The following is a 20291-nucleotide window of genomic DNA, read 5'->3' as shown; positions in this document are numbered from 1 at the left end:
CAGCAGTTCACTGACAACCATGGCCGCTACCCAGGATCCCGACACCCCTCTTGCCTCCGGAACGCCTGCGTCCGGACCGGCGATCATCCTGGTCGAGCCGCAGCTCGGCGAGAATATCGGCTTGGTTGCGCGCGCCATGGCCAATTTCGGGCTTGCCGAGCTGCGGCTCGTCAATCCGCGCGACGGCTGGCCGAGCGACAAGGCGCGTGCCGCCGCAAGTCGCGCCGACCACCTCATCGATGCCGTCACGGTGTTCGACGACCTGGCCTCGGCGGTCGGCGATTTGAACTTCGTCTTCGCCACCACGGCGCGCGCGCGCGACAATTTCAAGCCGGTGCGCGGTCCGGTCGAGGCGGGCAGGGCGCTGCGGGCGCGGCAGCGGGCCGGCCAGCGCACCGGCATCCTGTTCGGCCGCGAGCGCTTCGGCCTCTATAATGACGAGGTCGGCCTTGCCGACGAGATCGTCACCTTCCCCGTCGATCCAGCCTTCTCCTCGCTCAACATCGCCCAGGCGGCCCTGCTGATGTCCTATGAATGGATGAAGTCCGGCCTGGAAAACGAGACCATGACCAACTTTTCCGGCCCTGAAATGCCGCCGGCTGCCAAGGAAGAATTGCACGGCCTGTTTGCGTATCTGGAAGGTGCACTGGAGGCGCGCGGCTATTTCCGCCCGGCAGCGAAGAAGCCGAAGATGGTCGACAATTTGCGCGCAGTGCTGACCCGCCCCGGCTTTGCCGAGCCGGAGCTCAAGGTGCTGCGCGGAATAATATCATCGCTGGACAGGTTCTCGCCGGCCATGCCGCGCGGCGACGGATCGCCCGGCGACGATCCAAGGCGGCTCCCGGCGGCCGCGGCACGCGCTGCGAGGGCGAAAGACAAAGACTAGGCGCGCAAATGCAGCTGTCTTACCAGTAACCGAATTTTATTTGGTTTGATCCATGGTTTTCGAAACGATGGATCTCGAATGTTTAGCTCAAATATCGGTCGTCTTCGCTTTTTCTTCTATTCCGTGACTCTGCTGGTTGCGGAAATCGCGACCTTTGTGCTGTGTGTCGTGCTGACCATCGGCATCGAGGGCTTGGCCAATTCGAAACCAGGTCCTTCCAGGGAAGGGCTGGCCGCGGCCGTTCTCGTCGCCTCGCTGGTGATCGTTCTGTTCCGCGCGAATTTCGCCTGGCGTCGAAGCCGCGACGCGCAAGGGTCCGGTTGGATCCTTTGGTCGTATATCGTGTTCTCGACGCTGTTCGCGATCCTGCAGGCCGGCACTGTTCTTGTCGTAAAATTCGACGGCGAAGATTCGCATTCCGGTCTTAACCTGCTGGGATTAGCTCTTGTCGGGCTGTGGGCCGTCATCTTGGCGGCCAGGCCGGCGGGCGGTCGCTCTTCCGATATAGCGTCATCCCTGAGTTTCGACGATTTCGACCCGCCCGGGCCGCTACGCGGCACCGCGGCGCTCCATTCAGCGTCAGCCGCCGGCGTGACGGCCCAGGCTCCGCCCTACGCCATGCGCGCCGCACCGGTGCCGTCGAACCATCGCGCATCTCAACCTGCATCTCCGGCAATCGGCCGGCCGCGGGCCGGCGGCTTCGGCAAGCGGGGCCTTGTGTGACCCGTCTCGCCGCATCAAGGCCATGATGGTTCCACATAGAAGCGGCCGGGACAAAGCATCATTGGCCGAAGCAAAATGCATAGGCCGGCCTTCTCTCGTGATCTCGTTTTGTAATTCCCCAGCCCTTAGTGATTCCCAGCCCTTAGTGACTCAATGACCATGACCGATCCGTCGAGCGCCCGTCCGATCCTGATGTTCGATTCCGGCATTGGCGGCCTCACCGTGCTGCGTGAGGCGCGCGTCCTGATGCCTGACCGCCGCTTCATCTATGTCGCCGACGACGCGGCGTTCCCCTTCGGCGCCTGGGAGGAAACGGCGCTGAGAACACATATTCTGGAGTTGTTCGCTAGGCTGCTCGAACGGTTTTCGCCGGCCATTTCGGTCATCGCCTGCAACACCGCCTCGACACTGGTCATCGATGCGTTGCGCGAGCGGTTTCCCGGCCACCCTTTCGTCGGCACCGTGCCGGCCATCAAGCCGGCGGCGGAACGCACGCGCTCAGGCCTGGTTTCGGTGCTGGCGACGCCCGGCACCGTCAAGCGCCAGTACACGCGCGACCTGATCAGCAAGTGGGCGCAGAAATGCCACGTCCGCCTGGTCGGCAGCGACAGGCTGGCTGGATTGGCCGAAGCCTATATGCGCGATGGTTTTGTCGACGAGGACGCCGTGCGCGCCGAGATCGCGCCGTGCTTCGTTGAGCATGACGGGCTGCGCACCGACATCGTCGTGCTTGCCTGCACCCATTATCCTTTTTTGGCCAACCGCATGCGCAAGACAGCACCTTGGCCGGTCGACTGGCTCGACCCGGCCGAGGCGATCGCACGCCGCGCGCTGTCGCTGCTTGCCGATACCGAGGCCGCTTATCGCAGAGAGGCACTGCCGGAAGGGGCCGACCTTGCGTTCTTCACCTCGAACAGCGCCGATTTTCCGACGCGCCGGCTGATGCAGGGATTTGGCCTGGCGATATCCTGACCGCAAGCAATTTTCGCTTTGGGAACATCACACCAGACAATGCGTTTTCCTCTCATCGGAAACGGGAGAAACCATCATGCCAGCCACCTCAAAAGCCCAGCAGAAAGCGGCCGGCGCGGCATTGTCAGCCAAGCGCGGCGAGACCAAGAAGGGCGCGCTCAAAGGTGCGTCGAAGGGAATGTATAAATCCATGAGCGAAAAACAGCTCGAGGAATTCGCCGAGACCAAGCGCAAAGGCCTGCCGGAAAAGAAGTCGAAACACTGATCGACTGACCATTCTGGCGGCGGATGCCGGTCAATAAAAGGCCCGCGGCTGAGCCGCGGGCCATGAAGTCTCAACGGGCGAGGGCGAAAATTACCAGTTCCAGCCCCACCCGCAGCGCCGCACTTTGTAGCGGATGACCTTGCGATGACCGTGACGCCACACCACCTTTTTCTTGACCACGATGCGGCAGACCTGGTGATGCCTGTGCCCATGCCAATGCCGGGCCTGCGCTGGCTCGGGCGCGACCGCCATCGTGCCGGCCATCACCGCGGCTCCTACCAACGTAAGGAAGAACTTCTTCATGCGAATTCCTGCTCCTCTGACTTCAGTCCCTTCCTGATGCCGCTGGCGCAACCTCCCGCCACATCCGGCACGTTCTACAACCGTAACACTATCCGGTTCGGCGACTCGCGCCAGCCAGAAGCTTGACAGCGGTTAAATCTCCGTTTAACCAGCCCACCAACACCGGGCCGCAATGCCCGGTGGTTTTCTTTATGTGTGCAAGACGTTTGGGCAGCCGGTTTTACTTTCCCTATGTCTTGTTTGAAATGACGTGTCCCGTGGGTTTTCCGTCGCGTTGCGTGGAAAACCCTGTCAGGTCTCGAAAACGGAGGCCAGAGGAGGGCGCGTTTCCTTCACCCGGACCATAAGGTTCCGGGTGTGTTGTTTTGAAAGGGAATGCGATGAGCAAGCGCGAATCCGCGAAGTACAAGATCGACCGCCGTCTTGGCGAAAACATCTGGGGCCGCCCGAAGTCCCCGGTCAACAAGCGTGAATACGGCCCCGGCCAGCATGGCCAGCGCCGCAAGGGCAAGCTTTCCGATTTCGGCCTGCAGCTGCGCGCCAAGCAGAAGCTGAAGGGCCACTATGGCGACGTTTCGGAGAAGCAGTTCCGCAAGGTCTATGAAGAGGCGGACCGCCGCAAGGGCGACACCTCGGAGAACCTGATCGGCTTGCTCGAATCGCGCCTCGACGCCGTCGTCTACCGCTCCAAATTCGTGCCGACCATCTTTGCGGCGCGCCAGTTCGTCAATCACGGCCACATCAACGTCAATGGCAAGCGCGTCAACATCGGCTCGTACCGTTGCAAGCCGGGCGATGTCATCGAAGTGCGCGAGAAGTCGAAGCAGCTGGTCATCGTGCTGGAATCGGTGGGCCTGGCCGAGCGCGACGTGCCCGATTACATCGAGGCCGACCACAACAAGATGACCGCGACTTTCACGCGCATCCCCGGCTTGGCGGACGTTCCGTTTGCCGTGCAGATGGAACCGAATCTGGTCGTCGAATTCTATTCGCGCTGATCGGCGCGTTCGTCACGACAAAACCGAAGGCCGCCCCTCCAGGCGGCCTTTTCTTTCTTCGTCCTTTTCAGGGACGTGAGTCGGAAATCGATTTCGATTTTCGATCCGATGCGCTACTGCGGGCGGCAACAGGACTTTAGGGCCGACGCGCCGTGAACATGCAGCCAGACGCCAAAACGCTTGACCCGATCGCCGAGGCCGAAGGCGGCTTTCATCCGCTGTTTGCCGATGTGCCGTCCTCCGTCGAGTTCAACAAGCTGCGCAAGCGGCTGTTGCGGCTTGCCCGCCAGGCGATCGACGATTTCGCCATGGTGAGACCCGGCGACCGTTGGCTGATCGCTCTGTCGGGCGGCAAGGATTCCTACGGCTTGCTTGCCGTGCTGCTTGATCTCAAATGGCGCGGGCTGCTGCCGGTCGAGCTGTTGGCCTGCAATCTCGACCAGGGCCAGCCGAACTTTCCCAAGCACATATTGCCCGATTATCTCGACAGCTATGCCATTCCGCATCGCATCGAATATCAGGACACCTATTCGGTGGTCACCGACAAGCTGGCCGAGGGCAGCACTTATTGCTCGCTGTGCTCGCGGCTGCGGCGCGGCCATCTCTATCGCATTGCCCGCGAGGAGGGCTGCTCGGCGCTGGTGCTCGGCCACCACCGCGAGGACATACTGGAAACCTTCTTCATGAACCTGTTCCATGGCGGGCGCCTGGCCGCCATGCCGCCGAAGCTGCTCAATGACGAAGGCGATGTCATGGTGCTGCGGCCGCTCGCCTATTGTGCGGAAGCCGATCTCGAGAAATTCGCCGGCGCCATGAAATTCCCGATCATTCCGTGCGATCTGTGCGGTAGCCAGGAAGGTCTGCAGCGCAACGCCATGAAGGCGATGCTCGACGACATCGAGAAGCGCATGCCCGGCCGCAAGGACACGATGATCCGCGCCATGACCAATGTGCGGCGTTCGCATCTGCTCGACAGGAAACTGTTCGATTTCGCCGCCCTCAACGAAACCCTCACCACTAGGCGTCCCGATGACATTTGAAGATAGCGCGATCGACTGGCTTGCCGACCTTCTGTCGGAAGCCGCCGTCGCCGAGATCATGCCGCGCTTTCGCCGTTTGAGCGAGGGCGACGTCCGTCGCAAGACCTCGGCCGCCGATCTCGTCACCGAGGCCGACGTCAATGCCGAACGGCTCATCACCGCCAGCCTGCGCCAGCGTTATCCCCACGCAATGATCGTCGGCGAGGAGGCCTGCTCCGACGACCCGACGCTGCTCGACGGTCTCGGCGATGCCGAACTCGCCTTCGTCATCGACCCGGTCGACGGCACTTTCAACTTCGCCTCCGGCGTGCCGCTGTTCGGCGTCATGCTTGGCGTCGTGGTCAAGGGCAAGACGGTCGCCGGCATCATTCACGACCCCGTCGGCAAGGATTGGCTGATCGGCGTTAGTGGCGCCGGCAGCCATATCCGCCATGCCCATGGCAATCTGGAAAAGGTCCATGTCGCCAAACCGGCGCCGATGTCGGAAATGACCGGTGCGGTCTCATGGCACTATGTGCCCGAGCCGGACCGCTCACGTTTGGCGCGCAACCAGACTAAGTCGCTATCGCAGTTCAATTATCGCTGCGCCGCCCACGAATACCGCCTGCTGGCCAGCGGCCACGGCCATTTCGTCGTCTACAACAAGCTGATGCCTTGGGACCACTTGGCCGGCGTGCTGATCCATGCGGAGGCCGGCGGCCATGCCGCGCGCTTCGACGGCAGCGCCTATCTGCCGTCGCATGTCGGGGGTGGCTTGCTGGTCGCGCCGGACCGTGAGAGCTGGCGGGAGCTGCGCCGCGAGCTCTGGGCGGAATAGCTCTTCGCTGCCAAAGGTGTCCAATCTTGTGCGAAACCGGAGATCTCGAATGAAACCTCGGTCCGCAATTGTTGCAACGGTCTTTGCCCTTGCCTTGGTTGCCGGTGTCAATGAAGCAAGAGCTGGGGAACGCGCATGTCGCAGTCCCGACTCCGTCGACACCATAGACGAGATGTTCTCCGCAATCTTCGCCTGTTGGAAGCCGCCGCCCGGAACCGCGGGCATGACCCTGACGCTGCAGTTCTCAATTCGCCGAAACGGCACGCTTATTGGCAAGCCGCGCGCCACTTTCTCCCATCTAGGGGACGATGGTCCGCTCAACCGGGCCTTTGTGGCTTCCGTCCTCGAGGCGCTCGACAAGGCTCTTCCACTGCCCGTTTCCGACAGTATGGGTGGAGCAATCGCAGGACGTACGCTGTTCCCTCGCTTCACCGCGGTCAGTGAGGGTGCATCATAGGCGCACGCGCAATGTGTATTAAACCGGCGGGTTATGCGGCTGGAATAGTCTGCCGCGCTCGGCCAGCAGGATCATCAGCAGCGCCGCCACCGACACGCTGCAGAACCCGGCGGCCAGCGGCGTCACCGTGCCGTTGAAGGCTTGGCCGATTAGCGTGCCGAGAATGCCGCCAAGAAATGTCTGCATGAACCCAAGGATCGACGACGCAGTGCCGGCCAGGTGCCCCAGCGGCTCCATAGCGAGCGCGTTGAAGTTCGCGCCGAGCGCGCCGAACGGGACCATGGCGCAGGCAAAGAAGGCAATGAAGAGCCATAGCGGCATCTTCATTTCGATGGAAACGACCAGCCAGGCAAGGCTGATTGCCAGAAACAGCAGCAGCGCGCTTTGCGACAGGCGGCGCATGCCGATACGGCCGACGAGGCGCGAATTGAGGTAGTTCGAAAACGCAAGCACGCCGGCAACCCCCGCGAAGATGACCGGGAACATCTCACCGACATTGAACACGCTGACATAGATCTGCTGGGCCGAGGCGATGAAGCCGAACATGGCGCCGAAGATGAAGGTGCTGGCGAAGGCGTAGCAGAGCGCGATGCGGTTGGTGAGAACGATGCGGAAGCCGCCGATGATGGAGGACAGCGTCAGCGGCCGGCGATATTCGGGATGTAATGTCTCGGGCAGGCGCAGCAGCGACCAGGCGGACACGATCAGCGCGCCGGCTGCCATGGTGACGAAGATCACATGCCAGGTCGCAAACAGCATGATGAACTGGCCGATACCGGGCGCGACCACCGGAATGGCCATGAACACCATGAAGATCAAGGACATGACTTCGGCCATGCGCCTTCCGTCGAACGTATCGCGCACGATCGAGACGGCAATGACGCGCGTCGCCGCCGCGCCGATGCCTTGCACGGCCCGGCATAGCAGAAGCGTGGCGAATGACGGGGCGATTGCCGCAGCGCCGGCCGCGACGACGTAGATCACCAGCCCTGCGACAAGAGGCGCGCGGCGCCCGAAACGGTCCGAGATCGGCCCGAAGAACAGCTGTCCGCCCCCAAAGCCAAGGATATAGGCGGTGACCACATATTGCCGGTGGTTTTCATTTTCGACGCCAAGCGAAGCGCCGATCTGCTGCAGCGCCGGCAAAATAATGTCGATGGCCAGCGAATTGAGCGCCATCAGCGCCGCGCACAGCGCAATGAATTCCCAGCGCGGAATGGGCAAGGTGCTTGCCTTTTGCTGCGCTTGTGCTTGCTGATCCACGGCCAGTCCGATCCTCAACGAAAATGCGCCGGCTGGCCGACGCATCCATTCGTTGATTGCCCCGATGTCGGGCAGAACTTTTTGCCAAGGTGGGGGCTGCCCCGGCGCTTATCGCTTGACCCCCGAAAATCGCAGTCGGAAGGTCATACGCAGAAACAGAAGTCAGGCGGCGCCTTTGACGCTGACGCCTTTTTCGACGAGGAAGGTCTGCAATTCGCCCGCCTGGAACATCTCGCGGATGATGTCGCAGCCGCCGACGAACTCGCCCTTGACGTAGAGCTGCGGGATGGTTGGCCAGTTGGAGTAGTCCTTGATGCCTTGCCGCAGTTCGGCCGACGTCAGCACGTCGACGCCCTTATAGTCGGCGCCGATATAGTCGAGGATCTGCACGACCTGGCCGGAAAATCCGCATTGCGGAAAGCCGGGGGTGCCCTTCATGAAGAGAACGACGTCGTTGCCCTTCACCTCATTGTCAATGTAATCGTTGATGCCGCTCATGGAATACCCTTTCATGCCTGTGGGAGTCAGGCTCGAACATTACCCTTCAAATAAACCCATGGGTTGCGCGAAACAAGATGTTTGCCGCCTTGCCATGCAAATGGCGCAAAGGAAGGTCTGATCTTGGGCCAAGCCGTTGGCCACCATTTGTCCCGAGGCGTGATGAAAAGACGGTATCTCGCCGGGGTCGTCCTCGCCGTTCTGTTCGCCGCACTGTCCTTGATCTGGTGGGCCAAGTCGCCGAGGCAGCCACCTCTCGTCGTCGGCGGTGGATTACCGGCGCCGTGCCGCGACGCGAGCTTCGAGGCGGTCGCCTATGTCGTCTGCGAAATCGATCTGCGCCGCTATGACATCGGTGTGTTCCACGCAGGCATTGACGGCAAGGCTTTCGGTTCACTGGACAAATTCGACAAGGCGATGGCGGATCAGGGCCGGCCGGTGCTGCTCGCCATGAACGCCGGCATGTATCACCAAGACCTGACTCCGGTCGGCCTTCTCGTCGAGGACGGCCGGGAGAAGGCGCCGATCAACCTCGCCGACAGCGAAGGCAATTTCTTCCTGAAACCGAACGGCGTCTTCCTGGTCCGGAAGGATGGCAAGGCGGCGGTCATCGAGACAAGCGCCTATGTTGCGACCAGACTGGACGTGATGTTTGCCACGCAATCCGGCCCGATGCTGGTGATCGACGGCCGGCTTCATCCCCGCTTCGAGCAAAACGGCACATCGCGCTATATCCGCAATGGCGTCGGCGTGCGTGACGAAAACACTGTCGTGCTGGCGATCTCGCGCTCTGAGGTCAGCCTCGGCAGCTTCGCCCGACTGTTTCGAGACGCGCTCGATTGTCCCAGCGCGCTTTTCTTCGACGGGGCCGTTTCGGCGCTGTCGAACGGCGAGCGGATGATTGTGGGTGGAAACTATCCAGCCGGGCCGATCATCGCCGTGACCGGTAAGAAGCTTGCGAGCCGGTAACTGCAAGAGAGCTCAGTCCGGCACGCTGGTCTGCAGGGCAAGCGCGTGCAGCACGCCGCCCATGTTGCCCTTCAGCGCGTCATAGACCATCTGGTGCTGCTGGACGCGGCTTTTCCCGCGAAAGCTTTCGGCCACAACCTCAGCCGCATAATGGTCGCCGTCGCCGGCCAGGTCGCGAATCGTCACCTTGGCGTCCGGAATGCCTTCCTTGATCAGCCGTTCGATGTCGTGGGCGTCCATTGCCATGTGAGGATTCCTTGTTCAGGTCGTGATCTCATAGATATGGTCGAAATGGCGGATGAACCACAGGGAAAGGGGCCCACTCGATCACATCACGGGTCCACGACCTCATTTGCCATGAAGCGAGGGAACCAGGATTCGTGGGCGGCAGTCAATTCGCTGACCGGTATCGCACGCGCCTCGCCCAGCTTCAGTTCGCTGCCGCCGGTCGAGCCGATCCACGGCGCAAAAACGCCGAGCTTGTTTTGCTGTTCGCGAATGGCGTCCCATTGCTCGCTCTGCGGGTCGATCGACAGCGTCAAGAGATAGCGGCCCTGGTCCTCGCCGAACCAGACCGGGATTGGATCTGTGCCGATCAGGCCGGGGATGGTCGCGCCGATGCCGGAGGCCATCGCCATCTCGGCCAGCGCCACCGCGATGCCGCCATCGGAAACGTCATGCGCCGCGGTAACGACACCGGACGCGATCAGTGCCCGCACATGGTCGCCGACCCGCTTCTCGTGGCCGAGATCGACCGGCGGCGGCGGGCCGTCGGCGCGGCCATGAATGTCGCGCATATAGACCGACTGGCCAAGATGCGTTCCCCACATGCTCGGCGCGCCGACCAGCACGATCATCTGGCCTTCGGCGGCAAAACCGATCCGTACCATCTTCGACCAGTCGGCAATCAATCCGACGCCGCCAATGGTCGGTGTCGGCAGGATGCCTTGGCCGTTGGTCTCATTGTAGAGCGAGACGTTGCCGGAGACGATCGGGAAGCCGAGCGCCCTGCAGGCATCGCCAATACCTTTCACCGCGCCGACCAACTGACCCATGATCTCCGGCCGTTCCGGATTGCCGAAATTGAGGTTGTCGGTGGCCGCGAGCGGCAGAGCACCGGTGGCGGTAAGATTGCGCCAGCATTCGGCAACCGCCTGCTTGCCGCCCTCGTAAGGGTCGGCTTCGCAATAGCGCGGCGTCACGTCGGAGGAGAAGGCGAGCGCCTTGGTCGGGTGGCCGTCGACGCGCACGACACCGGCGTCGCCGCCGGGAAGCTGCAACGAATTGCCCTGGATCAGCGTGTCGTACTGCTCCCACACCCAGCGGCGCGAGGACAGGTCCGGTCCGCCCAGCAGCTTGAGCAGTGCCTCGGCCACGTCGGCTTGCGGTGCATCGCCGGCCAGCGGCGCCGGCTTCTTCGGCTCGACCCAGGGACGGTCATATTCCGGCGCTTGATCGCCGAGATCCTTGATCGGCAGGTTGGCGACCTCGTCGCCCTGGTGCAGCACGCGGAAGCGCAGATCGTCGGTAGTCTTGCCGACGATGGCAAAGTCGAGGCCCCATTTGTGGAAAATCGCCTCGGCCTGTTTTTCCTTTTCGGGGCGCAGCACCATCAGCATGCGCTCCTGGCTCTCCGAAAGCATCATCTCATAGGCGCTCATGCGCTCTTCACGCACCGGCACCTTGTCGAGATCGAGCTCGATGCCGAGGTCGCCCTTGGCGCCCATCTCGACCGCCGAGCAGGTGAGGCCGGCGGCACCCATGTCCTGGATGGCGATAACGGCGCCGGACGCCATCAGTTCGAGGCAGGCTTCGAGCAGGCATTTTTCGGTGAACGGATCGCCAACCTGCACGGTGGGCCGCTTCTCGTCGATCTTGTCGTCGAACTCGGCCGAGGCCATGGTGGCGCCGCCGACACCGTCGCGCCCGGTCTTGGCGCCGAGATAGACCACCGGCAGGCCAACACCCTTGGCTTCCGACAGGAAGATCGCATCAGTCTTGGCAAGTCCCGCCGCAAAGGCATTGACCAGGATGTTGCCATTGTAGCGGGCGTCGAAATTGACCTCGCCGCCGACCGTCGGCACGCCGAAGGAATTGCCATAGCCGCCGACGCCGGAAACGACACCGGCAACGAGGTGCCTGGTTTTGGGATGGTCCGGCGCGCCGAAGCGCAGCGCGTTCATCGCCGCGATCGGCCGCGCGCCCATGGTGAAGACATCGCGCAGGATGCCGCCGACGCCGGTCGCAGCTCCCTGATAAGGCTCGATATAGGAGGGGTGGTTATGGCTCTCCATCTTGAAGACGACGCAGTCGCCGTCGCCGATGTCGACCACGCCGGCATTCTCGCCCGGGCCCTGGATGACTTGCGGCCCGGTGGTCGGCAGCGTGCGCAGCCACTTCTTCGAGGATTTGTAGGAACAATGCTCGTTCCACATCGCCGAAAAAATACCAAGTTCGGTAAAGCTCGGTTCGCGCCCGACTAGGTCGAGGATGCGCTGGTACTCGTCGGGCTTCAGCCCGTGCGCGGCAATGAGTTCAGGAGTGATCGGCACGGAATTGGAAATGGTCATGATCGGCAATTGTGTCCTTGGGATCGAGTCCCGTCTTATCGCAAGCGATGCAGCCGATACACCCCGTTGGATGACTAAAACGATGGAAAGCAACAGCTGACCGCAAGTAGCGAAAGATCGCCACTCGACCCGCCGGTTTCAAGCCGGTTCAGGAAAAGCTGTCGTAGCCGGCGCGGCCTTCGTCCAGAAGCCGCCGGATTACCGCGACGCCGTGCGCGATATCGTCCCGCTGTCGCGGCTGCGAGATGCCAAACCGCACGCCATGAAAGGCCTGTTCGGAACGCCCTGCCTTGAACTCATCCTCGTCGTCGATGAGCACGCCATGTTCGAGGCAAGCCTGTTTGAAGGTGCCGGACAGCCACGGGTCGGGCAAAGTGAGCCAGACGAACGGCACATTGTCCAGCGCCTTGAAGTCGAAGCCGTCGAGTGTCTCGCGCACGATCGCGATGCGCGCACCGATCTCGGCAATGCTGCGCTTGCGCATCTCGGCGGCCTGACCGGACAGCACCAGCCGGCTGCCCACCTCCGCCAGCAGAAAGGGCAGGCCGCCCGTCATCATCTTATGGGCGACCCGGATGCGGTGACGGTAGGCCGGCGGGCAAGCGAGCCAACCGCCGCGAACACCCGCCGCGACCGATTTCGACAGGCCGCCGGCAACGATGGTCCGTTCGGGAGCATATTCGGCCATTAAAGGCGTTGGGTCATCGGTCAGTCCACCATAGAGATCGTCCTCGATCAGGACGACGTTATATTGACGGGCGACATGCGCGATTGCTTCGCGGCGCGATGCCGACAGCGTTGTCAGCGTCGGGTTCTTCGCCGTCGGCATCAAAAAAATCATCTTCGGATGCTTTTGTGCGCAGACGCGCTCGAAATCCTGGGGATCTATGCCCTCGTCGTCAGCCGCCACCAGCGCGGTCCGGCGACCGATCAGGCCGGCACTGCGGGAGATCTGCGAATAGGTGAGGTGCTCGAAGACGACATAGTCGCCGGGGGCGGTGAGTCCCGCAATGGTTGCCATCACCGCGGCGTGGGTGCCGAGCGTGGGAACGATTGCATCCGCCGCCGGGCGATAGGAATTGCGCGACAACCAGCGCCTCCCCGCTTCCAACCAGCGGTCCGGGAAATCACGAGTATAGCTTGAAATCTCATGCGGATGGTCTTGCGCCGTGCGTGTCAACACGTCGGCGACGATGGCACCCTGGCCGACATCCGGTGCGGCCGTGCTATCGAAGCGCAGCTTGTCGCCGGGCGCATCCATATAGCGTGTGCCTTGTTCGACCGGCCCCAGGAAATCCGGCTTTGCGCTCTCCGACTGTTGAGCGATAACATAGGTTCCGCGGCCGACCTCGCCGCTGACCAGTCCCCGCTCGCGCAGCAATTGATAGGCCCTGCCGACCGTGCCGACGGTCGTGCCGATGTCGTATGCCAGATCGCGCTGCGGCGGCAGCTTTGCCCCTGCACCGATCAGGCCGCGGTCGATGTCCGTCTCGATGGAATCGGCAAGCCGCTGATAGAGCGGGCCGGTGCGGGCGGTCAGGTCCGGAAGCCAAGTTGTCATGGTGACAATTTTTTACATTGCACCGAAATGGGAGTCAATACATATGAAGCGGGCCGCACGAAAGGCACAATTGCAATCTTGGCAGAAAGACAATGGGTACAATAGAGACAATCCGCTACGCGGCAGTTGAATTGACCGGAAGCCGCTCGTCGGGCCGGAGATCCTATGTTCGCCGGATCGTGCAAGTGGTCACGTCATTCGTCCGATGGATCGATGGTCTGCTGGAGCGCCGGCGCAGTCGGCTGGTCCTGCTCGAGATGACCGACGATCAGCTCAAGGACATCGGTATCTCGCGCTGCGATGCCCATCGTGAAGGTCTAAGGCTGTTCTGGGACTGATGCGTTCGAGCGCTTCAGCGGACGCTCGCCGTCCTGAGCCGCGCGACGCCGCGGTCCACAAGCACCGCCACAATACATAGCACGAGAAAAAGCCCCGTGATGGCCACGGCCGAGACGGCGACGCTGGTCGCGCCGTTCTTGGCGACGTTGAGGAACGGGTAGGGCACTTCGCCCGATATTGGCGCCCGCGCCAGTACATAGGCCAGATACGCGATCGGATAGATCATCCACCAGGAGATGTCACGCCACCGCGTCGAGCCGTCGGCGCCCGCCACAAGCCACCACAGCACGAACAACACCGGCGTCACATAGTGCAAGAGCACATCGCAGAGCAGGAACAGCCCTCGCGGCTGCCAAAGCCGCGCCAAGACCGTTGCATAAACGATGAGAACCAGCGTTATGGCGACGGCTACGCCCGCCCGCATCCGTGGGGCGGCAAAAGCCGGAAACCAGGCATAACCCGTTGACGACAGCAACGAGGCATGGACGAGCACCGCGCCGATATTGGTCAGGATGGTGAAGAAGCTGAAATAGAAGACCAGCGAGCCGACAAAGCCGCGGCCGGCTTCCATTGATGCCGGGACGGTGATGCAGAGCTGCAGGACGAGCCCGGCCAGGCCGACGACCAGACCGGTGATCTGCAGCAAGCGACCCATTGGGCTAGGCAGCAGCGCCACAGGCCGGATTGCCCGTCTGCCAGCGGGTAATGTCCGAGCCGATGCGGGCGCCGAGCGGTTCCGCCATCAATGGGCCGAATACGTCGACGCGGCTCGAATTGCCTTGCGCCTGCACGACCAGCAACGGCTTTCCGCCATAGTGTTTGGCCGGCACCAGCAGGAAGCGCGGTGTGCCGCTGAACGAATTCAGTTCGTTGGCCATCTGATAGGATTTGAACGCAGGGTCCTTGCTGGCGATCCAGCATTTGTGGGCAGCTATTGCCACCTGCTCCATGGCAAGCAGTGACGCGCTCTTGCCCGCCGGCGCTGGCGTGCTCTTCGGGCCTGACTGGCAGGAGGCGAGTACAAGACCGGCGGAAGCGGCGAGGGCGAGGCGGGCTAGTGTCGATCGCATGGTCAAGCGGCGCCCATCTCGAGTTCGGACAGAAAGATCTTCAGACCGTCCGTCATCTCACCCCAGACGCGCGACAGCGCCGGGTGCTGCAAGGCGATTTGCTCATAGGCATCGAATTTCGGATAGGCATCAAGCAGGTCGGGGCGGCCGATCGTCGCCCTAAAATTGTTGAAGACGAAGCGGGTCGGCGTCAGCCACGCATCGGCGAAGGAGATGTCGTCGCCGAGCGCGAACGGGCCATGCGCCATGCGGGCCTCGATTGCTGCAAGCCCGTGATGCAATCGGGCGAACTGTGCCTTGATCTCGGCCTCGTTGCGCTGCGGCACGAAATAGAGCTCAAACAGCTTCATGGTGGGGGCGAGCACGTCAAGGTCGGTGATGCGAGCGAACATGCGCACCAGTGCCCGGTCCTTCGAATCCTTGGGCAGCAGCGCTGGCTCGGGAAAGCGCTCCTCCAGATATTCGGCAATCACCACCGATTCGACGATCGTTTCGCCCGAGCCGGTGATCAGCACCGGAATCCGGTTCAGCGGCGAGATGGCACGAAATGCCTCGGGGATGGGAAACCCAGGCGGCGGTGCAATGACCTTGAGCGGCACGTTCTTGATGTAGGCCAGCGCCCGCACGATCGACGAATAGGGCGACAACGGCCGCGAATAGAGTTTCATGACCGTCGCTCCAGGAGGAAAATTGAAGGCATCAAGCGGCGATGCCCAAGGCGCCTTCGAACAGCGCCCGGCCGTCGCTGCCGCCATGCGCCGCTTCGATCAGGTTTTCGGGATGCGGCATCAGGCCGAGCACGTTGCCGCGGCCGTTGACGATGCCGGCAATGTCGTTGATCGAGCCGTTTGGATTGGTGCCTTCGGCATAGCGGAACACCACCTGGCCTTCGCCTTCGAGGCGGGCCAAAGTTTCGGCGTCGGCAAAATAATTGCCGTCATGGTGCGCTACCGGTGCGCGGATGATCTGGCCCGGCTGGTAGCGGCGGGTGAACATCGTGTTGGCATTGGCGATCTGCAGCTTCACCTGGCTGCAGACGAATTTCAGCGAGGCGTTGCGCATCAAAGCGCCCGGCAGCAGGCCGGCCTCGACCAGGATCTGGAAGCCATTGCAGACGCCGATGACCGTGACGCCCTTGGCTGCCTTTTCGGCGACAGCCCGCATTACCGGCATGCGCGCGGCAATGGCGCCGCAGCGCAGATAATCGCCAAAGGAAAAGCCGCCGGGAATGGCGATCAGGTCGACATCGGGAATTTCGGTGTCCGTCTGCCAGACGGTGACCGGCGGCGTGCCGGAAATCTTGGTCAGCGCCGCGATCATGTCGCGGTCGCGATTGAGGCCGGGGAGCAGGACGACGGCTGATTTCACCTCAGGCGATCTCCACCGCGTAATTCTCAATCACCGTATTCGCCAGAAGCTTGTCGCACATGGCTTTCAGATCGGCCTCGGCCTTGGCCCTGTCGCCCTCGGCAAGCTCGACATCGAAAACCTTGCCTTGCCGCACCTGGCCGACGCCGCCGAAACCCATTGCGGACAGCGCATGCTCGATTGCCTTGCCTTGTGGGTCTAGCACGCCGTTCTTGAGGGTTACGGTAATGCGGGCCTTGATCACGCTGGACATGCTCCTGTTCACCTGTTGAGCGGGCAAGCCGTCAGTGCGGCTTGCCTTTGACGCCGTCGGTCGATGCGACCAGCACCGGCCCGGCCGGACGCGGCGGTTCGTTCTCGTTCATGATGCCGAGGCGGCGGGCAACTTCCTGATAGGCTTCGACCAGCCCGCCCATGTCGCGGCGGAAGCGATCCTTGTCGAGCTTGTCCTGCGTCGCCACATCCCACAGCCGGCAGGAATCCGGCGAAATCTCGTCGGCGACGACGATGCGCATCATATCGCCTTCGAACAGGCGGCCGCATTCGATTTTGAAGTCGACGAGCTGGATGCCGACGCCCATGAACAGTCCGGAAAGGAAGTCGTTGACGCGAATGGCCAGCGCCATGACATCGTCGATCTCCTGCGGGCTCGCCCAGCCGAAGGCGGTGATGTGCTCTTCCGAGACCATCGGATCGTCGAGCGCATCGGCCTTGTAATAGAATTCGATGATCGAGCGCGGCAGCACGGTGCCTTCCTCGATGCCGAGACGCTTGGCCAGCGAGCCGGCGGCGACGTTGCGCACCACCACTTCGAGTGGAATGATCTCGACTTCCTTGATCAGCTGCTCGCGCATGTTGAGCCGGCGGATGAAGTGGGTCGGAATGCCCATCCGGTTGAGATGATTGAAGATGTGCTCGGAAATGCGGTTGTTGAGCACGCCTTTGCCATCGACGATTTCATGCTTCTTCTTGTTGAAAGCGGTAGCGTCGTCCTTGAAGAACTGGATCAGCGTGCCAGGCTCCGGTCCCTCATAAAGGATCTTGGCCTTGCCTTCATAAATGCGGCGGCGATTTTTCATCTGATTTTTCTCTGGATTTGCGGGCAGGCGGCAAGCGACCAGTTCCTGTCCGTCTGCCTAAAATAAGATGGCGACGGTGGGGTTCAATGCCGGTGTCTATCCCAATCGCACTGTTTGCTCAATCGGCAAATCCTTTCAATCAACCGCTTTCGGGGACCGAAATGCCGCAGCGCAGCAACCAATGTAGCATATTGACCGGCCGGCGCCCTTTTGGTTTGTGCTCCGGCAACACATATTGGCACGACGAATCGGATTTCACGGAGGGATGCCATGAGCAGCATGAAAGACCGCGAAGAGGGCTTTGAGCGCAAATTCGCATTCGACGAGGAACTTCGGTTCAAGGCCGCGGCACGCCGCAACAGAGCGCTCGGCCTGTGGGCTGCCGAAAAGCTCGGCAAGTCAGGCACCGATGCCGACGCTTATGCCAGGGAAGTGGTCGTCAGCGACATTGAGGAAGCCGGCGATCACGACGTTTTCCGCAAGATACGCAAGGATTTCGATGCGGCCGGCATTGAGCAGTCGGACCATCAGATCCGCCGCACCATGGATGAATTGATGGCGCAGGCGATCGAGCAGATCAAGAACACCTGATCCTTCTCGATACCGATCGAATGCTGGACCAATCGACCGCTCGGCCCAACCGGGCGGTTTTTCTTTGCCTTTGCGGTCATTTCCGGCTGAATTGTTGCAACCAAAGAGGAAATCGCCAATGTCCCTGAAGTCACGCCTTGCGGCCGACGAGACACTGTTCACCGCATGGTCAGGCGTGCCGGATGCTTTGACGGTCGAGATACTGGCCAGACAAGGATTCGACGCGGTTACGCTCGACATGCAGCATGGTGGCCATCACGAGGACAGCGTGCTGCGCGGGCTTGTGCCGGTGCTGGCCGCCAACAAGCCGGCTTTGGTGCGCATCCCGGTCGGCCGCTTCGACATGGCCAGCCGCGCGCTCGACTTCGGCGCCGAGGCTGTGATTGCACCGATGGTGAATTCAGTGGCGGACGCAAGGCTGTTTGCCGCCGCCATGAAATACCCGCCGCTCGGCGAGCGCTCCTGGGGCCCCACCTATGCCTTTCCGCGCCATGGCAAGGGCGATCATGCCGACTGGCTGCGCGACAGCAACCAGCGCACCATGGCGTTCGCCATGGTCGAAACGCGCGCCGCGCTTGCTGCACTCGACGGCATTCTCGACACGCCGGGTATCGACGGCATCTTCCTCGGCCCGTCGGATTTCTCGATCGCCTGGTCGAAGGGGACCACCGTCAGTTCGACGCTGGAGAGCATGATGGAGACCGTCGCCTCGATCGCCGAGCGCACCCGCAAGGCCGGCAAGCATGCGGCGATCTATGTGATGGAACCGGCCATTGCCGGTCGTGTGGTGTCGATGGGTTACCGGCTGCTGGCGATGGGTTCGGAGCATTCTCTGATTTCGCTTGGGGCAAAGACCCTGCTGAGCAGCGTCAGGGATTCGATCGCTTCCTAGAGATCCGTCAGGAATTTCGCGAACGTCATCGAACCTTCGGGCCAGGGGCCGAAGCCGGAATCCGCGTTGAGATGACCGGCATCGCCGGCGTCGATGAACAGCGAGCCCCAGGCCGCGGCAATGTCCTCGGCGACGCCAAAGGCGCAGAACGGGTCGTTGCGGCTGCCGATCACCACCGACGGAAATGGCAGAGGATCGCGCGGATAGGGACCGAAGGTCATCAGGTGCCTCGGCTTTATCTTTGGATTGGCGACATCGGGCGGCGCCACGAAGAAAGCGCCGGCGACCGGTCGCTCGAACCGAGACAATGCCTGGATGACCGCGGCGACGCCAAGCGAGTGAGCGACAATGACGACCGGCCGCTCCGCCTCGTTAACCGCCTTGGCGACACCGGCCGTCCAATCCTCGCGCACCGGCTTCGACCATTCCGTCTGTTCGACGCGGCGCGCTGTCGATAGTTTCGCCTGCCAGCGGCTCTGCCAATGATCGGGGCCGGAATTGGTGTAGCCCGGCACGATGAGAATATCTGCTTCCCTGACTTTCATGGCGCGCATGTAGCGAGAGGCGCTGTCGGGTGCAACCGGGTATAAACTCAACAGCGACATGCAAACGCACCTCTCATGAGCCCGGTCTGCTCGCTATTGTGAACACCTTGTTCGCTTCTTGCGCTCTTGTGTGAACGATAGCGATCGACGATCTGTCGCCAGGAAAGAATGGCTGTTCCGAGATTTTGGCACGGACACGGCGTAGAATGATTGATGGCGCCGGGTTCCTCCGTTGGAAGCTTGTCGAGCGCCGGCGGAACGGAGCACTTTGATGAGCGAACTGCCTTTTGCCGCAACGACCCCGGTCAGCGTTGCCCGCGTCGGCTTGCGGGCGCGCGATGCAGAAAATCTCGCTGCCTACTATCGCAAAGTCGTCGGTTTGCAGGAACTGAGCCGCGCCGGCGGCACGATTACGCTCGGCGCAGTCAATCGCCCTTTGCTCGACATCGAAGCGGATCCGGCTGCGAAACCCGATGACCCGCGCAGCGCCGGTCTTTTCCACACCGCCTTCCTGCTCCCTAGCCGGGTCGATCTCGGCCGCTGGATCAACCACGCCATCGCGGGCAAGATTGGCATCGAGGGCGCGTCCGATCATCTGGTCAGCGAGGCGCTTTATCTTACCGACCCGGAAGGCAACGGCATCGAGATCTATGCCGACCGCCGCCCCCAGGATTGGAAATGGAATGGCGACAAGATCGCGATGGCGACGGAGCGGCTGAACATTCCGTCGGTCATTGCCGAAGTGCCGGCCGGTGACGTCGGCTGGCAGGGCGCGCCGGAAAACAGCTTTATCGGCCACGTCCATCTGCGGGTCGGCCGGCCGGAAGAAGCCGAAGCATGGTGGCATCAGGAGTTCGGTTTCGACACCGTGGCAAAATACGGTGGCGCGGCGGTATTCTTGTCGTCCGGCGGCTACCATCACCACATTGGCGCAAATGCGTGGCAGAGCGCGGGTGCCGGCCGCCGCGATCCCGCCCGCTCCGGCTTGGCCTGGGTCGAGATGCGTTCGGACAATGTGGCTGATGCAACGACCCGCGAGGATCCGTGGGGCACGGTGATCAGGACCGTTCCCGGCAAGGCGTAGT

The 20291-nt window shown here is 62.1% G+C and carries 26 protein-coding genes; 13 read left to right on the top strand and 13 right to left on the bottom strand.

What is annotated here, in order from left to right; translation table 11 throughout:
- Nucleotides 1-19: 19 nt before the first annotated feature.
- From NKJ84_RS10770 to NKJ84_RS10755, 4 genes are all read left to right on the top strand, one after another.
- On the top strand, nucleotides 20-886 hold the full coding sequence (locus NKJ84_RS10770) for an RNA methyltransferase (protein WP_352506434.1): 867 nt from the start codon (nucleotides 20-22) through the stop codon (nucleotides 884-886).
- A gap of 78 nt (nucleotides 887-964) precedes the next feature.
- Entirely contained in the window at nucleotides 965-1609 is a 645-nt protein-coding gene (locus NKJ84_RS10765) for a DUF805 domain-containing protein (protein ID WP_352506433.1), read from the top strand.
- A 159-nt stretch (nucleotides 1610-1768) separates the two neighbouring features.
- Complete coding sequence (murI, locus tag NKJ84_RS10760) at nucleotides 1769-2581, top strand: glutamate racemase (RefSeq protein ID WP_352477507.1); 813 nt, start codon at nucleotides 1769-1771, stop codon at nucleotides 2579-2581.
- A gap of 76 nt (nucleotides 2582-2657) precedes the next feature.
- Nucleotides 2658-2846: a DUF3008 family protein gene (locus tag NKJ84_RS10755; protein WP_023674705.1), complete on the top strand. Its 189-nt coding sequence runs from the start codon at nucleotides 2658-2660 to the stop codon at nucleotides 2844-2846.
- A gap of 90 nt (nucleotides 2847-2936) precedes the next feature.
- Here NKJ84_RS10755 and NKJ84_RS10750 read toward each other — a convergent pair whose 3' ends face one another.
- Nucleotides 2937-3149: a hypothetical protein gene (locus NKJ84_RS10750; RefSeq protein WP_023674706.1), complete on the bottom strand. Its 213-nt coding sequence runs from the start codon at nucleotides 3147-3149 to the stop codon at nucleotides 2937-2939.
- Between the two features lie 380 nt (nucleotides 3150-3529).
- On the opposite strand from NKJ84_RS10750, the gene rpsD reads away from it, so the two are divergent.
- The 4 genes from rpsD to NKJ84_RS10730 all read left to right on the top strand — a co-directional run bounded on the left by rpsD (nucleotide 3530) and on the right by NKJ84_RS10730 (nucleotide 6461).
- Nucleotides 3530-4147, top strand: coding sequence for a 30S ribosomal protein S4 (gene rpsD / locus NKJ84_RS10745; RefSeq protein WP_352506432.1), 618 nt, complete (start codon nucleotides 3530-3532; stop codon nucleotides 4145-4147).
- Nucleotides 4148-4305: 158 nt separating this feature from the next.
- A complete protein-coding gene (gene ttcA / locus NKJ84_RS10740) occupies nucleotides 4306-5187 on the top strand; it encodes a tRNA 2-thiocytidine(32) synthetase TtcA (RefSeq protein WP_352506567.1) in 882 nt (293 codons plus the stop codon).
- Entirely contained in the window at nucleotides 5177-6004 is an 828-nt protein-coding gene (locus NKJ84_RS10735) for an inositol monophosphatase family protein (RefSeq protein ID WP_352506431.1), read from the top strand. The genes ttcA and NKJ84_RS10735 overlap by 11 nt, the downstream gene beginning before the upstream one ends.
- Nucleotides 6005-6053: 49 nt before the next feature.
- On the top strand, nucleotides 6054-6461 hold the full coding sequence (locus NKJ84_RS10730) for a UCP034077 family protein (protein WP_352506430.1): 408 nt from the start codon (nucleotides 6054-6056) through the stop codon (nucleotides 6459-6461).
- Between the two features lie 18 nt (nucleotides 6462-6479).
- Here NKJ84_RS10730 and NKJ84_RS10725 read toward each other — a convergent pair whose 3' ends face one another.
- Nucleotides 6480-7679, bottom strand: a complete 1200-nt coding sequence (locus NKJ84_RS10725) for a multidrug effflux MFS transporter (protein ID WP_254817732.1) — start codon at nucleotides 7677-7679, stop codon at nucleotides 6480-6482.
- 207 nt (nucleotides 7680-7886) lie between these two features.
- Complete coding sequence (gene grxD, locus NKJ84_RS10720; protein WP_023674712.1) at nucleotides 7887-8222, bottom strand: Grx4 family monothiol glutaredoxin; 336 nt, start codon at nucleotides 8220-8222, stop codon at nucleotides 7887-7889.
- Nucleotides 8223-8384: 162 nt separating this feature from the next.
- Between grxD and NKJ84_RS10715 the strand changes: the two genes are divergently transcribed.
- Nucleotides 8385-9191 (top strand): phosphodiester glycosidase family protein, encoded by an 807-nt coding sequence (locus tag NKJ84_RS10715; protein WP_352477360.1) that lies wholly within the window; start codon nucleotides 8385-8387, stop codon nucleotides 9189-9191.
- Nucleotides 9192-9203: 12 nt separating this feature from the next.
- Here the strand turns inward: NKJ84_RS10715 and NKJ84_RS10710 are convergent, their stop codons facing one another.
- The 3 genes from NKJ84_RS10710 to NKJ84_RS10700 all read right to left on the bottom strand — a co-directional run bounded on the left by NKJ84_RS10710 (nucleotide 9204) and on the right by NKJ84_RS10700 (nucleotide 13322).
- Nucleotides 9204-9437, bottom strand: a complete 234-nt coding sequence (locus NKJ84_RS10710; protein WP_023674714.1) for a BolA/IbaG family iron-sulfur metabolism protein — start codon at nucleotides 9435-9437, stop codon at nucleotides 9204-9206.
- A gap of 86 nt (nucleotides 9438-9523) precedes the next feature.
- Entirely contained in the window at nucleotides 9524-11761 is a 2238-nt protein-coding gene (gene purL / locus NKJ84_RS10705) for a phosphoribosylformylglycinamidine synthase subunit PurL (protein WP_352506429.1), read from the bottom strand.
- A 148-nt stretch (nucleotides 11762-11909) separates the two neighbouring features.
- Nucleotides 11910-13322 (bottom strand): aminotransferase-like domain-containing protein, encoded by a 1413-nt coding sequence (locus NKJ84_RS10700; RefSeq protein ID WP_352506428.1) that lies wholly within the window; start codon nucleotides 13320-13322, stop codon nucleotides 11910-11912.
- A gap of 92 nt (nucleotides 13323-13414) precedes the next feature.
- On the opposite strand from NKJ84_RS10700, the gene NKJ84_RS10695 reads away from it, so the two are divergent.
- A complete protein-coding gene (locus NKJ84_RS10695; RefSeq protein ID WP_352506427.1) occupies nucleotides 13415-13660 on the top strand; it encodes a DUF1127 domain-containing protein in 246 nt (81 codons plus the stop codon).
- 14 nt (nucleotides 13661-13674) lie between these two features.
- Here NKJ84_RS10695 and NKJ84_RS10690 read toward each other — a convergent pair whose 3' ends face one another.
- The 6 genes from NKJ84_RS10690 to purC are packed head-to-tail and all read right to left on the bottom strand — an operon-like array spanning nucleotide 13675 to nucleotide 17178.
- Nucleotides 13675-14316 carry a Pr6Pr family membrane protein gene (locus NKJ84_RS10690; protein WP_352506426.1) on the bottom strand — a complete coding sequence of 214 codons (642 nt, stop codon included), beginning with the start codon at nucleotides 14314-14316 and terminating at the stop codon, nucleotides 13675-13677.
- A 4-nt stretch (nucleotides 14317-14320) separates the two neighbouring features.
- Nucleotides 14321-14731: a hypothetical protein gene (locus tag NKJ84_RS10685; RefSeq protein WP_352506425.1), complete on the bottom strand. Its 411-nt coding sequence runs from the start codon at nucleotides 14729-14731 to the stop codon at nucleotides 14321-14323.
- A gap of 2 nt (nucleotides 14732-14733) precedes the next feature.
- Nucleotides 14734-15399, bottom strand: a complete 666-nt coding sequence (locus tag NKJ84_RS10680) for a glutathione S-transferase family protein (protein ID WP_352477367.1) — start codon at nucleotides 15397-15399, stop codon at nucleotides 14734-14736.
- Nucleotides 15400-15430: 31 nt separating this feature from the next.
- The gene (gene purQ, locus NKJ84_RS10675) at nucleotides 15431-16099 is read right to left on the bottom strand and encodes a phosphoribosylformylglycinamidine synthase subunit PurQ (RefSeq protein WP_352506424.1); all 669 of its coding nucleotides are present in this window, start codon (nucleotides 16097-16099) and stop codon (nucleotides 15431-15433) included.
- Between the two features lies 1 nt (nucleotide 16100).
- Nucleotides 16101-16343, bottom strand: coding sequence for a phosphoribosylformylglycinamidine synthase subunit PurS (purS, locus tag NKJ84_RS10670; protein ID WP_352477508.1), 243 nt, complete (start codon nucleotides 16341-16343; stop codon nucleotides 16101-16103).
- 40 nt (nucleotides 16344-16383) lie between these two features.
- Nucleotides 16384-17178, bottom strand: a complete 795-nt coding sequence (purC, locus tag NKJ84_RS10665; protein WP_023674725.1) for a phosphoribosylaminoimidazolesuccinocarboxamide synthase — start codon at nucleotides 17176-17178, stop codon at nucleotides 16384-16386.
- Between the two features lie 270 nt (nucleotides 17179-17448).
- Between purC and NKJ84_RS10660 the strand changes: the two genes are divergently transcribed.
- Both NKJ84_RS10660 and NKJ84_RS10655 read left to right on the top strand, forming a co-directional pair.
- Nucleotides 17449-17769 carry a DUF1476 domain-containing protein gene (locus tag NKJ84_RS10660; RefSeq protein ID WP_352506423.1) on the top strand — a complete coding sequence of 107 codons (321 nt, stop codon included), beginning with the start codon at nucleotides 17449-17451 and terminating at the stop codon, nucleotides 17767-17769.
- Between the two features lie 118 nt (nucleotides 17770-17887).
- Nucleotides 17888-18661: an HpcH/HpaI aldolase family protein gene (locus tag NKJ84_RS10655; protein WP_352506422.1), complete on the top strand. Its 774-nt coding sequence runs from the start codon at nucleotides 17888-17890 to the stop codon at nucleotides 18659-18661.
- Here the strand turns inward: NKJ84_RS10655 and NKJ84_RS10650 are convergent.
- Nucleotides 18658-19206 (bottom strand): RBBP9/YdeN family alpha/beta hydrolase, encoded by a 549-nt coding sequence (locus NKJ84_RS10650; protein WP_352506566.1) that lies wholly within the window; start codon nucleotides 19204-19206, stop codon nucleotides 18658-18660. The two genes, NKJ84_RS10655 and NKJ84_RS10650, sit on opposite strands and share 4 nt — an antisense overlap.
- Nucleotides 19207-19477: 271 nt before the next feature.
- On the opposite strand from NKJ84_RS10650, the gene NKJ84_RS10645 reads away from it, so the two are divergent.
- Nucleotides 19478-20290, top strand: coding sequence for a VOC family protein (locus tag NKJ84_RS10645; RefSeq protein WP_352506421.1), 813 nt, complete (start codon nucleotides 19478-19480; stop codon nucleotides 20288-20290).
- The last annotated feature ends 1 nt before the right edge of the window (nucleotide 20291 follow it).

The organism is Mesorhizobium sp. M0048 (assembly GCF_040323405.1).
In the GTDB taxonomy this organism is placed as follows: Bacteria; Pseudomonadota; Alphaproteobacteria; order Rhizobiales; family Rhizobiaceae; genus Mesorhizobium.
The sequence above is the reverse complement of the archived record's forward strand: the minus strand, read 5'-3'. Positions and strand labels throughout refer to the sequence as shown.